Genomic DNA, 15721 nt, shown 5'->3' with positions numbered 1-15721 from the left:
TCATATTCCTGCCAAATCATGCGCCCTGAATCGTTCGAATTCCTCCAGGCCTACCTCAACAATCCCTCCCCCACCGGCTTCGAAAAAGAAGGCCAGAAGCTGTGGCTGGAATACCTCAAGCCCTATATCGACGAGTATTTCGTGGATACTTACGGCACGGTAGTGGGCGTGATTAATCCCAAAGCGAAATACAAAGTCGTCATTGAAGCGCATGCCGATGAGATTTCCTATTTCGTAAATTACATCACCAAAGAAGGCTATTTGTATTTGCGGCGCAACGGCGGTTCCGACCCGTTGGTAGCCCCTAGCAAGCGCGTCAATATTTTCGGTGAAAAAGGCATTGTGAAAGGCATTTTCGGCTGGCCTGCCATCCACGTGCGCAAGGTGGAGCAGGACAAAGCGCCAACCATCGAAACCGTATTTCTGGACTGCGGCGCGAGCAGCGCCGAGGAAGTGGCCGAGATGGGCGTGTACGTGGGCTCCGTGGTTACGTTTGAGGACGAACTGACGGTGCTCAACGACAAGTTTTACGTGGGCCGGGCGCTGGATAACCGCGTGGGCGGCTTCATGATTGCCGAGGTAGCCCGGATGCTGAAAGAGAACAAGAAAAAGTTGCCCTTCGGCCTCTACATCGTGAACGCCGTGCAGGAAGAAATCGGCCTGCGCGGGGCTGAAATGGTGGCCCACCGCATCAATCCCGACGTGGCCATCATCACCGATGTGACGCACGACAGCCAGTCGCCGATGTACGAGAAAAAGACCGCCGGGGACATTTCCTGCGGCAAAGGCCCAGTTATTACCTACGGCCCCGCCGTGCAGAACAACCTGCGCGACCTCATCATCGACACTGCCAAGAAAGCTGATATTCCCTTCCAACGCGCCGCCGCCACCCGCGCCACCGGCACCGACACCGATGCCTTCGCCTACTCCGGCTCCGGCGTGGCTTCGGCCCTCATCTCGCTGCCGTTGAAGTATATGCACACCACCGTGGAAACCGTGCACAAAGACGACGTGGAAAGCGTAACTCAACTCATTTACGAAACGCTGCTGCGTATCGAAGACGGCCACGATTTCCGGTATTTCAAGTAAGTTTTCAAAAAACGTTTGTCATCCTGAGCATTTTGCGTTTAAAGCAAAGACGAAGGACCTTGTCATGCCCGAACGGTTCGTTCAGGCATGACAAGGTCCTTCGTCTTTGCTCAGGATGCTATTTTTTACATGGACTATATTCTTCCTCCCATTTTTCCGCCGCTAACCGTAACCGACCAGATGGGCCGCCGAGTGGCGGTGCCGTTTTCGCCGCAGCGCATCGTGTCTTTGGTACCCTCACAAACGGAATTGCTGTTTGATTTGGGACTGGGTGAAAAGGTGGTGGGTATTACCAAATTTTGTATTCACCCCGTTGAGGCTCGTGCAAAATCCACTGTCATTGGCGGCACGAAGAATTTCAATTTTGAAAAGATAGCCGCGCTGAAGCCCGATTTAATAATTGGGAATAAAGAGGAAAACTATCAGGCCGGTATCGAGCAATTAGCTGCTAATTACCCGGTGTGGCTGAGCGACATCAGCACCCTGCCCGAGGCGCTGGATATGATTCGGCGCGTTGGTTTTATTTCCGGGGCCAAAGAAAAAGCGGAAGCAATGGCAACTGAAATTGACGCATCATTTGCAGCGCTGGCAACTGATAAAAATGCCATTTCAGCCGCCTATTTTATCTGGCGTAAACCTTATATGGCGGCCGCTAAAGGCACTTTTATTGACAACATGCTGCTCCGTGCCGGCTTTAGCAACGTCTTTGCCGGGCAAGCCCGCTACCCGGAGATAAGCGCCGAACAATTAGCTGCCGCCGCCCCCCAGCGCATCCTGCTTTCCTCCGAGCCGTACCCGTTTAACGAAAAGCATCTGGCCGAATTTCAAGCGATTTGCCCCGCCGCAAAAATTGAAATTGTCGACGGCGAATTATTCAGCTGGTACGGCAGCCGGCTCCGTAAATCGGCCGCCTATTTCAGTCAGCTTCGCTAATTACGAATCCACTTTTCGCTAATTCAACCCAGTACTGCGGATACGACTTTTTTACTACCGCGGGCGACTCCATCGTCAGTGGGCCGCGCATAGCCAGCGGCGCAAATGCCATGGCCATGCGGTGGTCATGGTAAGTAGCTATTGATTGATTATTGACCGCAAATCCAACCGATTCAGCCCGAAAACGGCCTTCCGACACTTCGCGCAGGTCGCCGCCGAACTTGGCCAGCTCCGTTTGCAGGGCTGCAATGCGGTCGGTTTCTTTGATGCGCAGGCTTTCCAGACCAGTCAGGTCCACTGGCCGGTTGAGGGCGGCTGCGACCACGGCCACGGTTTGCGCCAGGTCGGGGCAGTCGGTAAAATTCAGGGTCAGGACTTCTGTTTGGGGCGCGAGCGGCTGCTGCTTCAGGTGGATGCCATCGGGCAGAAAGGTAGTGGCCACCCCAAAATGCGTCATCATTTTGGCAATGGCCTGGTCGCCTTGCAGCGACTCGCGGCGCAGGCCGGGCAGCGTGATTTCGGAACCCGCTGGGGCCAGCGCCACCAACGAATACCAATAGCTGGCGGCCGACCAGTCCGATTCCACCGTGTAGTCGGTGGGCTGGTAGTGGCTGGGGCGCACCGTCAGCGTATCGCCCTCAGCGGTGTAATTGGCCCCAAAAAGCTGCATCAGCGCCACCGTCATATCGATATAAGGACGCGAGCCAACGTGGCCGGTAAGGCGCAAACGCAAGCCACCGGGCAGGCGCGGGCCCACCATCAGCAGGGCCGAAATGTACTGGCTGCTGATGTCGCCACGCACGGCCAACTCGGTAGGCGCTTCCGCCTCTTTCGTGGCGGCAAAGCCGGCCAGTTCCAGCGGCGGGTAGCCTTGGTTGTTGAGGTAATTGATGCTGGCTCCGGCTTGCCGCAAGGCCTCCACCAACACGCCAATGGGCCGTTCCTGCATGCGGGCGGTGCCCACCAGACGGCCGCGCCAATTCGTAACCGCCAGATAAGCAGTCAAAAACCGCATGACAGTACCGGCATCCTCGGCATCAAGCACATCGGTGCCGGGCGCGGCAGCCAGCAGGCGGCGCATGAGTTGGGTATCGTGGGCATCGGAAAGGTTGCCTAAGTTGCCGCCACCAGCCAGGGCTTGCAAGATGAGTGCGCGGTTAGCTTCGCTTTTGGAAGCTGGGAGTTGGGCAGTGCCATGGAGCGGACCGCCGAGCCAGATTAAATGCATAGAATGGTAGGGTGGGACTCAGCCCGTCGTTGCAAAACCAAGTAGCAGGCTTGCACCTGCCATTGACTAAGGGATTTATAATATCAGGCCTGAACCGGCGCTCTACGACTGCAGCCGATGGTAATACCGCAGCGCCTCAGCGATTTCAGTTAGTGTCACCGGCTGGTCGTACACGCCGCTGCCAATACCATTCAGCAGGGTGCAGTTGATAGTATTGCCCGCGTTTTTCTTATCCTGCAATGCGAATTCGGCAATAGCTTCGGTTTCCAGCCCCACAAACGACAGCTTATCGAACACCGAGAATACAAAGGTTTCAATTTTGTCCAATTCCTCCGGGCTTAGCAGGCCGCGCTGCACCGAAAGCCAGCTTTCGCAGACCAGGCCGGCGGCCACTGCCTCGCCGTGCAAAGCCTCGCGGCCGGGCTGGGTAAGCAGGTAGCTTTCGAGGGCGTGGCCCACGGTATGACCAAAATTGAGCAGCTTGCGCGGGCCGGCTTCGAGTGGGTCCTGAGCTACGATGCGCTGCTTGAGGGCCACGGAATCGCGGATAATGGCAGTCCAGTCGTCGGTGAGCCAGCCCAGGCGGCGGTTCTGCTCGAAAGCGGCGGCATCGGCAATGAGCCAGTGCTTGATGACCTCGGCGTAGCCCGACTTGAGCTGGCGCGGGTCCAGGGTCTGCAAAAACCGAGGCTCGATGAACACGGCGGCCGGGGCTTGAAACACCCCCAACTGGTTTTTAAAACCCTGAAAATCGACGCCTGTTTTGCCGCCCACGCTGGCATCTACCTGCGCCAGCAGCGTGGTGGGCACTTGCGCAAAGCGGATGCCGCGCTTGTACAGCGCCGCCGCAAAGCCGCCCAAATCGGTGACCACGCCACCGCCCAGGTTCACCAGCACGGCGTGGCGGTCGGCCCGGTGCTGGGTTAGCTGGGTCCACACGGTATCGCAGCTGGCCAAGGTTTTATATTCTTCGCCGGCCGGTATTTCGATGAGGTGGTAATTATTAGGAAGGTGCGGTTCCAATAGGGGCAGGCACAGACGGGCCGTGTTGCTGTCGACCAGTACAAACACGCGGCTTACTGCGGGGCGATAGAGAAACTCGGCCAAGGCCGATAAGGCGTTGGGCCCGATGATAACGGAATTATCCATGGGGCAAAAGTCGACACAAAAAACCGCCAATAGTTTACCCCGCACGCAACCATTGCGAAACGCGACCGGTCAGGACGTCACGAGTTATACTTTCCGCACTTTAATTCTTCTCCCCTATGTATCGCCTGCTACGTCTGCTGCTGCTCGTTATTTCAGGCTTCACGACAGTCGGCCTTTCGGCCTGCCAGAAAGAACTGCCCGCCCCCGAACTCACCACCGCCTCGCTGCTGGAAGGCCGCTGGGAGCTTATCCAAACGTCGGGCGGCATCGCTGGACGCACCATGCCCGCCGATTCCACTCAAAAAAAGGAAATCATGTTTGAGCCCAACGGTCAGGTACAGTTCTTACTAAACGGGGCTGCTGCTACTTCCACAACGTTTACCCTGACCCAAGCATTGGCCCATAACACCAACCGGACTGAAACGTTCGTGGCCTACGGTGCGCCCGCCACCACCCTGCGCCAGTATCTGGCCGAAGTTTCTACCACTACCCTCGTGATTAGCGACGACAACCCCGACGGCTTCAGCGCCACCTACCAGCGCGTACCATTTGACAGGTGCGGCACCCGGTAAAGCACCACACCTTACACTTTTTCCTTCCTCCACGTTTCCACTTACACTGTTGCGCAATAGCCCACCGTGCCACGCCCCAAGGTATACTTCCTTGCAGCGTGGCCGGTGAACTTTGTGGTTGCTTTATTCGGTAAGCTCCAAAAGTACCTTCCAATTCTGCCGCATCTTTTTCTGGTCTTTTTGCTGAACACTCCCGGCGAAGCGGCCGGTATTAATGGCGGCTACTACGAGAAATACCGCTGGCTCCGGCACGCTACAGTCCTGGCCCGAGGTGCTGCACCCCGTCCACTTGCGGGCGGCCGTTGAGCACCTCGGTTTGTTTCCGGATGCTCTCCACGTGAATTAATTTATAAAGTTCGGCCACGAATTTGTCGTTCACGTTCAGCTTACCGGCCCATTCGGTGCGGGTGCTGAAAATTTCCTGCCAGCGGTCAAACTGCAGAATTTTGACGTTGTTTTCCTTTTTGTATTCGGCCAATTCTTCCACCAAAGCCATGCGACGGGCCAGGGCTTCCACAATTTCGCGGTCGGCCTCGTCCATTTTCTGGCGTAGCTCCTCAGCTTTATTGAGGTATTCGGCGTTGTCAGAAGAGCGGTAGCGGTATTTCAGCTCGCTCAGGATTTCGCCCAAGCGTTGGGGAGTTACCTGCTGCTCAGCGTCGCTGAGGGCGTGGTCCGGGTCGGGGTGGGTTTCAATCATCAGGCCATCGTAGTCGAGGTCGAGGGCCTTTTGGGCGATGGGCAGCAGCAAATCGCGCCGCCCGCCAATGTGGCTGGGGTCGCAGATGAGCGGAATGTGCGGAAAGCGTGTTTTTAGCTCGATGGGCAATATCCACGTCGGCGCATTGCGGTAGCGGCTGGGGGCAAACGTGCTAAACCCCCGGTGAATAGCCGCCAAATCGTAAATGCCGGCGCGCTCCAGGCGCTCCAGTGCCCCGGCCCACAGGGCTACGTCGGGGTTCACGGGGTTTTTCACCATTACGGGCACGCCTGTGCCGGCCAGGGCATCGGCCAATTCCTGCACCGCGAAGGGGTTCACGGTGGTGCGGGCTCCCACCCACAGCACGTCGATGCCGTGGCGCAGGGCCAATTCCACGTGGCGCGGCGTGGCTACTTCAATGGCCGTGGGAATGCCAGTTTCGGCCTTCACGCGCTGTAGCCAGGGCAACGCCACTGCCCCCATGCCCTCAAATGAGCCAGGCCGGGTGCGCGGCTTCCAGATGCCGGCCCGAAACAAGTCGATGTTGCCCAAAGCCTTCAGGCCGTGGGCGGTAGCGAGCACCTGCTCTTCGGTTTCGGCCGAGCAGGGGCCGGCGATGAGCAGGGGTTGCCCCTTCTGGGCCAGCAGTCGGGTAAAGAATGTAGTGGGAGCAGCGGGCATTTCAGGGGGCGATAAGCAAGAATGGCTTCCCGGCCAACGGCCGAAAATCAAGGCAAACGTAACTCGTTTCCCAGGAACGTTGTTTACCGGTTACCTTCGCGGTCTATTTCGCACTGCCCAAATTCCCACATCCCAGCTGCCCCAATTATGTTGTCTCCCGCCCCTACTCAGGCCCGCACCGTGTCGTTCGAAGACACTCGCGTGGCCTTCGCGTCCAAGACCGATGCGCAGCTGCGCAAAGTCTACGCCCTGTTTGCAGCCATGAATAACGGGAGCCTGGTAAAAACCGGCAGCAGCCTCATGAAAGCGGCCCTGAAGTGGAACCTGCCCGGTACCCAGTTCCTCGTCAAGCACTCCATTTTCGAGCAGTTTTGCGGCGGCGAAACCATTAAGGAATGCCGGCCCGTCACGGCTGAGTTGGGCAAATACAACATCGGCACCATCCTCGACTACTCGGTGGAGGGCGAGGGTAATGACCGCAGCTACGACCGCACCCGCGACGAAATTCTGGCCACTATCGACGAGGCTCACCGCTCGGCGCACATTCCCTTCTCGGTATTTAAGGTGACGGGCGTGGCCAACGTGGCTATTCTGGAGAAAATTCAGGCCGGCCAGCTGCTCACCGCCGACGAAGAAGCCGCCCACACCCGCGCCGTGGCCCGCGTAGAGGCATTGTGTGCCCGCGCCCATCAGCACGGCGTGCGCCTATTCGTCGATGCCGAGGAAAGCTGGTTTCAGCATACCATCGACCTGCTGGCCTACGACATGATGGCCAAGTACAATCAGGAAAAAGCCATTGTCTGGAACACCTACCAACTCTACCGCCACGACCGGCTCAAAGCCCTCAAAACCGCCCACCAAACGGCCACCGAAACCGGCTACTACTTTGGTGTGAAGCTGGTACGGGGCGCTTATATGGAAAAAGAGGCCCGCGTAGCCAAGCAGCGCGGCCAGCAAAACCCCATTAACCCCACCAAGCAGGCCACCGACGACCTTTACGAAGAAGCCCTGCGCTATTGCGTGCAGCACATCGACCGCATCAGCACCTGCGCCGGCACGCACAATGAAGCCAGCTCCTTACTGCTTACCCAACTCATGCAGGAGGCCCACATTGCCCCCAGCGACCCGCGCGTGTGGTTTGCCCAACTCTACGGGATGAGCGACAACCTCACCTACAACCTCGCCAACGCCGGCTACAATACCGCCAAGTACCTGCCCTACGGCCCCGTGGCCGCCGTGATGCCCTACCTTCTGCGCCGAGCCGATGAAAACACTGCCATCGCCGGCCAGAGTAGCCGGGAATTTTTGCTGATTCAGAAAGAAATACGGCGGCGGCAGGGGCGCTAATTTTACCCCCTTGAAACTCGCATCTCACACTCAAAACCGCCCCGAAATCAACTCTGCCGCACATTCAATTTCTGGGCGGCAAAATTTTCGGAACGATTATGGTGGAGAGTACGCCCAAAAGGTTGAAATTTCTAGCGGCGGCGCGGCGGATAAGCTGTGCTGTCCAGCCAAAATTTGCTAATTTTCAGCCCCCAAAACGGTTTTTAGCTCACTTGTAACCCTGCCATGACTGGTCGTATCCGCACGTACTTAATTCGCTATTCCCGGTTGCAAACCGGTACTGTAAGCTACCTCACGCTGGTGCAGGAAGCTGAACTGGGGTTGAATCTGGAAATTTCCCACGAAAAGTCCCGGCTCAATGAGATGCTGGCCGAAATTTCGATGACCGAACACGAAGCCGGCCGCCCCCCGCTGAGTGCCTTGGTGAAGGTGCAGGGCTCCAAAGGCCAGGGCGACAACTTCTATAAGCTGTGCGAAAAAATGGGCATGGGTGAATGGCGTACTCTCAAGCAGGATGAAGAGTTTATGAAAAACCTTGTTCGCGACTGCCGAGCTTTCTGGTGCGACGAGCCTAATTTTCAAAAGTTTGCCTGAGTAATTTGGGATAAAGTCCGACAACGACCCGGGACTTTGTGGTAAATACGGAGAATGACGGGAATCGAAGTGGCAGTGTAACCTCCACTAAGCGTGCACCGTTAAGGATTGTAGCCAGCCTGTAGGTTGGCTTCTTATCCACACTTCTCTTTCCATCCCATGAATACCAACGATTCGAACAACCCGCAAAATTCCGGTACTGGCGCTGGCGCCAACTATGGTACCAGCAACACTGGTACCGGTATGGGCAACAGCACTGGCCTGAGCAACGAAGGCACTAGCTACAACGCTGGCACGGGTGCTTCGCCGACCAATTCAGCTGATAGTGATGACTTCAGCGCGACGGCTAAAGGTGGTGCAATTGCTGGCACCCCCGGTGCCGTAGCAGGTCGCGCCGTTGATGGCGTACAGAACACTGCCGACAGCGCGGCCCACGCCGTATCTGGCCAGCCTTACCGCGATGGTGGTAGCATGAGCGGCATGTTTCGCGACCGCAACAGCGCCGAGAAAGCCTACGAGTCGCTGCATTCGCGCGGCTATGGCAAAGACGACGTGAACCTGCTCATGTCGGACGAAACCCGCAAGACTCATTTTGGTGATGACACGCCCGACACCGACCTCGGCGATAAGGCCATGGAAGGCGCAGGCGTAGGCTCGGCCATTGGCGGCACCGCCGGTGCCATCATTGGTGCTATTGCCGCCATTGGTACTTCAGTAGCCCTGCCCGGCTTGGGCCTGATTATCGCTGGTCCGCTGGCAGCCGCACTGGCCGGTGCAGGTGCAGGTGGTCTCACGGGCGGCTTGGTGGGTGCCCTGGTAGGCTCGGGCATCCCCGAGGAGCACGCTACCGAGTACGAAAGTGGCATTAAGGGCGGCGGCATTGTGATGGGTGTGAAGCCCCGCAACGCCGAAGATGCTAAATACTTCGAAGATGAGTTCCGTCGCCACAGCGGCGACAAGATTTACAAATATTAGCCTGCCCGTCAGGTCTTAGTCTGAGTGACTACGAAAAAACCTCTCCCAACCGGGAGAGGTTTTTTTTGTTACTACGTAGTGCCCTTTCTGCTCGGCTTTTTCCTTGGCTGAAACGCTTGAGAAACGGTTCGCTACTGCGGGCACTTATTTTACCCATAGTGACGTTTTTGACGTAGACAGGCTGGGCTTAATATGCCTTCCCCAAGCCGTATATTTGATTTTCATCCCTGCTATAATATTTTTCGCTGATGTCATTCCCACGCTTGAAAGTTGGTCTGTATGCCTTTTTGGTAGCAGCCGTGTTCGTTCTGGCATCTTACCGCTTGCTGCACCGAACCAATTCGGCCGTGCCGAGCAAAGACCAGGTACTGATTGGCACTATGATGGAAGGCCTCACGCAGGCACATTACCAACCCGAAAAAATTGACGACGTTTTTTCCAAGCGCGTATTCGACTTGTATGTGAAGCACCTCGATTACCGCAAGCAGTTCTTGCTAACCTCAGATATTGAACAGCTGCGCCAGTACCAAACGCGCATTGATGACGAAGTGAAAAGCGGCTCACACGAGTTTCTCGACCTCAGCACCAAGCTGATGGCTGAACGCACCAAGGAAATGCAGGGCCTCTATCGCGAGATTCTAGCCAAACCTTTCGACTTCACCGTTGACGAGTCATTTCAGACGGATTTTGAGAAGGCCGCCTTTCCGGCTGACAAGGCTGCTCAGCGTGAGTTGTGGCGCAAATTGATGAAGTACGAAACCCTGAGCCGGGTATCGGAAATGATGGAAGCGCAAGAGAAAGCCAAAAAAGATACCAAGCCCAGCACTGCTACTGCCGCGCCCAGCGCCGCCAATACCGAAGCGCCCACTGCTGCCGAACCCACCCGCACACCTGCCCAGATGGAGGCCGAAGCCCGCAAGCGCGTGCTGAAATACTACGACGAGCAGTTTGACGAAATCAATGAGACCGATGCTAATGAGCGGCTGGCGACTTACGCCAACACCATTGCCAACACCTACGACCCGCATACCGAGTATTTCGCGCCCAAAGCCAAAGAGGATTTCGACTACGAGATGACCGGCCGCTTCGAGGGTATTGGAGCTACGCTGCGCGAGAAAGATGGCCTGATTTACGTCGATGACATCATGCCCGGTTCAGCTTCGGCGCGTCAGGGCGAGTTGAAGAAGGGCGATGCGCTGTTGCGCGTAGCTCAGGGCGCGGCCGAGCCGGTCAGTATTGAAGGCTGGCACACAGCGAAGGCGGTCACACTGATTCGCGGCAAAAAAGGCTCGGAGGTTCGTCTTACAGTGAAGAAGCCCGACGGCAGCACCAAGGTTATTCCCATTATTCGCGATGTGGTGGTGGTAGATGAGAAGTACGCTCAGTCATCCGTAATCATGGACAAGGGCCAGAAAATTGGCTACCTGCGCCTGCCTGGCTTTTATGCGGATTTCAACGACAACGGCGGCCGGAGTTCTTCCGACGACGTGAAAAAGGAGCTGGCCAAGCTCAATGCCGAGGGTGTGAAGGGCATTGTGATGGACCTGCGCTTCAACGGTGGTGGCTCGCTCGGCGATGCCGTGTCGATGGCCGGCCTGTTTATGGGCAGCGGCCCAATGGTGCAGGTGCGCGACGGCCAGGGCCGCACCAACGTGCTGACCGATAACGACCCACGCGTGCAATACAGCGGCCCGCTGGTGGTGCTGGTGAACAAGTACAGCGCCTCAGCTTCCGAGATTCTGGCGGCTGCCATTCAGGACTACCACCGCGGCGTGGTAATGGGCTCAACCAGCACCTACGGCAAGGGCACGGTACAGCGCATCCTCGACCTCGACGAAGCGTTGCCTTCGGAACTGAACAGCATCAAGCCGATTGGCTCGCTGAAGCTCACTACCCAGAAATTCTACCGCGTCAACGGCGGCTCCACCCAATTCAAGGGCGTTGTTTCGGATATTGTGGTGCCCGACCTTTACTCCTACCTCGACCAAGGCGAGAAAGAGCAGGACTACCCCCTGAAGTGGGATGAGATTCAGCCTGCCCGCTACCGGACCTGGGATGCCGCTCCGGCGCTTGATAAACTACGCGCCAGCAGCAAGGCCCGTATTGCCACCAATCCTAGCTTCAAAGTGATGGATGAGATGGTGAAGAGCATGCGCAAGCGCAAGGATGAAACCACCGTTTCGCTCAAGCTGAGTGCCTATCGGGCGGAGCAGCAGCAAGCCAAAGTAATTTCGGACCGCTACGAAGAGGCTCAGAAAACCAGCACTGCCTTGGCTTTCTCCCCCCTGGCTGCCGATGTACGCGCCCTGGGTGGCGACACGGTGAAGATGAACCGGGCTGCCCGCTTCACCAAAAGCCTGAAGAAGGACATAACTATCGGCGAAGCCGTAGCCGTGATTCAGGATGAGCTGAAGAATTAATAACTGCTTCAAAGCGTTGGCCAGGGCCCCCGCACCTTCCGGTGCGGGGGCTTTTTTTGTAACTTTTGCAGCGTGACAAACCCATTAGTAAATCCTGGTTAATTTTTATTTTACAAATGCAATTCCATAACCGTCATAACTACTTTATAAACAATGAAATATGATACATGAAAATTGACAACAAATTTAGTATTCAGGCAACTAAAAGCCCGTCTATTGCTGTTTACTTAGCATGACGACTCAAGAGGAAACCCGCATTATCCCGCTCAACCCGTCGGTAGCCAATATCGCCGATGAGCAACAGCAGAAATTGGCTGACGAAACCTGGCGCAAGTCTATTCCGGCGCAGGTTTTTCTCAACTATTTCTTTGCTATCAACTACCACATTCAGGAAAATGATGACGTGCTGGGTGGCTTGCAGAACCTGCCGTTTTTCCGCAACCACACGGCTGAACTGAACGACGGTGACGTGGCCGCGCTCACCAGGCTGCTGCACACTAGCTGGAGCACGGAGTACGCGCTGCGCGCTACGGCGGAACTGGGCGACGAGAACTTCCTGCGCAACGCCCTGCACTGGACGTTTCCGCAGGCCTACCACGCCATTCTATCGGGTATGCAGGCCTTCCTATACACCACGGGCGTGCGCAGCAGCAACAGCCAGCTTATCCGCCGCGAGGTAGGACGGTTGGTGGTGAAGAATGCCTACCCGCGCCCGGTGTCGTTTTACGCGGCTGGGGCGTACGGTGACTTCAGTATTCACCGCTTGCCGCTGGCTGGCTACAAAGCCGGGCTGCACATCGCCAGCAAGGAGATTGATGCCCAGGCCCAGATTGGCCAGTTTCTGCGCACTACCCGCAAGATGAAGGCGCAGTGGACCCGCGCCCAAGTGCAGACCAACCCCAACACGGCCATTCGCAGCCAGAAAACTGGCCGGCCGCTGGACAAGTGGACCGCTGCGCACTGGCAGCAGATTACCTGGCGCTTGGGCTATACCACCATCTTCGACCTGTTGGGTCGCCTGCGCATCTCGCAGACCAGCCGCGAGATTGAGCGCTATGTGGAGGCTGATATCGACTTCCGCCTGTTTCATGGTTCGTTGCTGAACATTGTGAGCTACCTCAATGGCGTGCACGAAACCTACGTGGCCAAAGCCCTGGGCCTGGAGCGCTACCGCCAGCTAGTGGCTGAGTTGCCGCTACACCTGCAGGCGGGCTTTGTGCAAGAGCGCCTGCGCACCCGCGTCGAGCCGGTATTGGCGCCTACGCCGCCCTCGGCTCCGGCCCTCAACGCCGAGGCCCCGCAGTACCGCATGGCTGCGTAGTGCCCCCACCATTGCGTAGCGGTACGGCCCGCCAATTTGCCCGGATTATTTGGGTTTTATGATTGCAAAGCCGCTCCCATTTCGGAGCGGCTTTTTCGTGCCGTACTTTTGCGGCTCACTTCTCATTTACCATGCACTTCTTGGCTCGGCGAAGAAGCTGATTTGACAGGAGGAATCGGCCACAAAATCTGTGGAAATCGAGAAATCCGGCCAAATCCGTGGTCCTATTATATGCAACACTTAAGCGAACAGGAACAGCAGCGGCGCCACAAACTCGAAGAGTTGGAAAAGCTGGGTATTGACCCCTACCCGTCGGAGCTGTTCGACGTGACGTTTTACGCCAAGGAGATTCAGGACAACTACCACCCGGAGCTGAATAACTTCCAGGAAGTGACGCTGGCGGGGCGGCTAATGTCGTCGCGAGTGATGGGCAAGGCCTCGTTCGCGGAGCTGATGGACACGTCAGGCCGCGTTCAGCTGTATGTGAACCGCGACGAAATTTGCCCCGGCGAGGACAAGACGCTATATAACGTGGTATTTAAGAAGCTGCTCGATTTGGGCGACTTTATCGGCGTGAAAGGCCGCGTATTCAAGACGCAGGTGGGCGAAACGTCCATCCACGTCACGGAGTTGAAGCTGCTGGCCAAAGCCCTGCGCCCCCTGCCCGTGGTGAAAACCCAAAAGGACGAAGTAACCGGCGAAATAGTAACCTACGACGCCTTCACCGACCCCGAGCAGCGCTACCGCCAGCGCTACGTGGACCTGGCCGTGAATCCGCAGGTGCGCGACACGTTCATCAAACGCACCCAGCTGGTGCAGTCGATGCGCAACTTCCTGAATGACAAAGGCTACCTGGAGGTCGAAACCCCGATTCTGCAGCCGCTGTACGGTGGCGCGGCGGCCCGGCCCTTTACCACGCACCACAACACGCTGGACATGACGCTGTACCTGCGCATCGCCAACGAGCTGTACCTAAAGCGCCTCATCGTGGGCGGGTTCGATGGCGTGTACGAATTCAGCAAGGACTTCCGCAACGAGGGCATGTCGCGCTTTCATAATCCGGAGTTCACCCAAATGGAGCTGTACGTGGCCTACAAGGACTACAACTGGATGATGGACCTGGTGGAGGAAATGGTGGAGCGCGTGGCCATGGCGCTGCACGGCCAGACCGAAGTACAGGTAGGGGCTAACCTTATTAACTTCCAGCGGCCCTGGCAGCGCTACACCATGTTCGAGGCCATCGAGAAATACACCGGCAAGGCCATTGGTGAGATGGATGAAGCTGCCCTGCGCGAAACCGCCCAGGAGCTGCACGTGAAGCTGGACCCCAGCATGGGCAAATCCAAAATCATCGACGAAATATTTGGCGAGCACGTAGAGCCCAAGTTGATTCAGCCCACCTTCATCACTGATTACCCGGTGGAGATGTCGCCGCTGGCCAAGAAGCACCGCGACCAGCCCGGCCTGGTGGAACGGTTCGAGGCCGTCTGCAACGGCAAGGAAATCTGCAACGCTTTCTCGGAGCTCAACGACCCCATCGACCAGCGCCAACGCTTCGAGGACCAATTGGAACTGGGCAAGCGTGGCGATACCGAGGCCATGGTACTAGACGAGGACTTCCTGCGCGCCCTGGAGTACGGCATGCCGCCCACAGCCGGCCTGGGCATTGGCATCGACCGCCTGAGCATGATTATGACTAACTCGCACTCCATTCAGGACGTGCTGTTCTTCCCGCAGATGAAGCCGGAGACTGTGCAGAAAGAGAAGACAGAGGAAAAGTAGTAGCGGCTGCTTGTAGCCTCCATCTGTCATCCTGAGCTTGCGAAGGACCTTATCAGGTTGGAACATAATCGTTCAGCAGTGATAAGGTCCTTCGCAAGCTCAGGATGACAGATGGAAATGACAGGCGTCAAAAATTGACCAGCGGTTAAAAATCGAAAAGCCCCACACGAAATATCGTGCGGGGCTTTTCTTTTTTACAACCTTCCTACCCTTCAAACCGCTGACTTTCTCAGAAGCTTGCGATGGGACCGTCTGATTTTGCTACTGAGTTGTTTGACCAATTTCAGTAGAAGCTCCTACGACCGGCAATTTTACTGACAATACGTTTCGGCCTTCTTTCAAGTCGGTTGTGAGGTCCTATACGTTTGTACTACTGGTAGGTTACGTCAAAGCGAATATTTTTTATCTTGGATTTACAGCTTGGGCTGGTGGCGGGTGTCGTCGCCAAAACCATCGTAATCGGGGTTGTCCTGGCTGTGGGTGTGGGCCGTGGAGGGCGTGCCGGCACCCAAGCCTTCCAGCAGGCGGTCGGCGGCTTGTTTGTCTTCGCTCACGTCGGCATCGGGGTTGGTATGGCCCGCATCGAGTCCCTGCACTTTGGCTAGGGTGTCCTTCACCAGTTTGCTGAGGTCGCCGCCCCACTTGGAAGCCGACTTACGCAGGTTGGAACGGGTGTCGTCGCCGGTTTCGGGAGCGAGTAGTAGGCCGGCCACGATGCCGGCGGTGGCTCCGGCGATGAGCGAGAAAATGACTTTGCCTTTGTCGTCTTTCATGGGTTTTGCAGGAAAATAGAAGAGTTTGTTTCTTCCCTAACGGAAAACCCGGCCGAGTTGTTGGCCAGCAAAAAACCTCACACCTTGCGGCCTTGTCCTTACCCAAGTTTTGAAAAAGCGTCGGCCGGCAGGTCGGCGCTTTTTTCGTCGGGCTACT

General features: G+C 56.8%; 13 protein-coding genes. 9 read left to right on the top strand and 4 right to left on the bottom strand.

What is annotated here, in order from left to right; translation table 11 throughout:
- Positions 1-18 precede the first annotated feature (18 nt).
- Positions 19-1089 (top strand): M42 family metallopeptidase, encoded by a 1071-nt coding sequence (locus IEW17_RS15435; protein ID WP_188562957.1) that lies wholly within the window; start codon positions 19-21, stop codon positions 1087-1089.
- Between the two features lie 129 nt (positions 1090-1218).
- Complete coding sequence (locus IEW17_RS15430) at positions 1219-2022, top strand: helical backbone metal receptor (protein ID WP_229749039.1); 804 nt, start codon at positions 1219-1221, stop codon at positions 2020-2022.
- On the opposite strand, the gene IEW17_RS15425 is transcribed toward IEW17_RS15430, so the two are convergent.
- Positions 2006-3250 carry a 3-phosphoshikimate 1-carboxyvinyltransferase gene (locus IEW17_RS15425; RefSeq protein WP_188562956.1) on the bottom strand — a complete coding sequence of 415 codons (1245 nt, stop codon included), beginning with the start codon at positions 3248-3250 and terminating at the stop codon, positions 2006-2008. The genes IEW17_RS15430 and IEW17_RS15425 overlap by 17 nt on opposite strands.
- A 102-nt stretch (positions 3251-3352) precedes the next feature.
- Positions 3353-4399, bottom strand: a complete 1047-nt coding sequence (gene aroB, locus IEW17_RS15420) for a 3-dehydroquinate synthase (protein ID WP_188562955.1) — start codon at positions 4397-4399, stop codon at positions 3353-3355.
- A 116-nt stretch (positions 4400-4515) separates the two neighbouring features.
- Here aroB and IEW17_RS15415 point away from each other — a divergent pair, with 116 nt between their 5' ends.
- A complete protein-coding gene (locus IEW17_RS15415) occupies positions 4516-4971 on the top strand; it encodes a hypothetical protein (protein ID WP_188562954.1) in 456 nt (151 codons plus the stop codon).
- A gap of 253 nt (positions 4972-5224) precedes the next feature.
- Here the strand turns inward: IEW17_RS15415 and IEW17_RS15410 are convergent, their stop codons facing one another.
- Positions 5225-6352, bottom strand: a complete 1128-nt coding sequence (locus IEW17_RS15410; protein ID WP_188562953.1) for a chorismate mutase — start codon at positions 6350-6352, stop codon at positions 5225-5227.
- Positions 6353-6499: 147 nt separating this feature from the next.
- On the opposite strand from IEW17_RS15410, the gene IEW17_RS15405 reads away from it, so the two are divergent.
- The 6 genes from IEW17_RS15405 (at position 6500) to lysS (ending at position 14791) form a co-directional block, all read left to right on the top strand.
- A complete protein-coding gene (locus tag IEW17_RS15405) occupies positions 6500-7699 on the top strand; it encodes a proline dehydrogenase family protein (RefSeq protein ID WP_188562952.1) in 1200 nt (399 codons plus the stop codon).
- Between the two features lie 225 nt (positions 7700-7924).
- Positions 7925-8293, top strand: coding sequence for a hypothetical protein (locus IEW17_RS15400; protein WP_188562951.1), 369 nt, complete (start codon positions 7925-7927; stop codon positions 8291-8293).
- A gap of 159 nt (positions 8294-8452) precedes the next feature.
- Positions 8453-9268 (top strand): hypothetical protein, encoded by an 816-nt coding sequence (locus IEW17_RS21360; protein ID WP_308420627.1) that lies wholly within the window; start codon positions 8453-8455, stop codon positions 9266-9268.
- 248 nt (positions 9269-9516) lie between these two features.
- Positions 9517-11688: a carboxy terminal-processing peptidase gene (locus IEW17_RS15390; RefSeq protein WP_188562950.1), complete on the top strand. Its 2172-nt coding sequence runs from the start codon at positions 9517-9519 to the stop codon at positions 11686-11688.
- Between the two features lie 232 nt (positions 11689-11920).
- A complete protein-coding gene (locus IEW17_RS15385) occupies positions 11921-13009 on the top strand; it encodes a hypothetical protein (RefSeq protein ID WP_188562949.1) in 1089 nt (362 codons plus the stop codon).
- Positions 13010-13240: 231 nt separating this feature from the next.
- The gene (lysS, locus tag IEW17_RS15380; protein ID WP_188562948.1) at positions 13241-14791 is read left to right on the top strand and encodes a lysine--tRNA ligase; all 1551 of its coding nucleotides are present in this window, start codon (positions 13241-13243) and stop codon (positions 14789-14791) included.
- A gap of 413 nt (positions 14792-15204) precedes the next feature.
- On the opposite strand, the gene IEW17_RS15375 is transcribed toward lysS, so the two are convergent.
- The gene (locus tag IEW17_RS15375; RefSeq protein ID WP_188562947.1) at positions 15205-15564 is read right to left on the bottom strand and encodes a YtxH domain-containing protein; all 360 of its coding nucleotides are present in this window, start codon (positions 15562-15564) and stop codon (positions 15205-15207) included.
- Positions 15565-15721 lie beyond the last annotated feature (157 nt).

The sequence above is a fragment of the Hymenobacter frigidus genome (assembly GCF_014640435.1).
Lineage (GTDB): Bacteria > Bacteroidota > Bacteroidia > Cytophagales > Hymenobacteraceae > Hymenobacter > Hymenobacter frigidus.
Note: the sequence above shows the minus strand (reverse complement) of the source record. Positions and strands in the feature narration are given on the sequence as shown.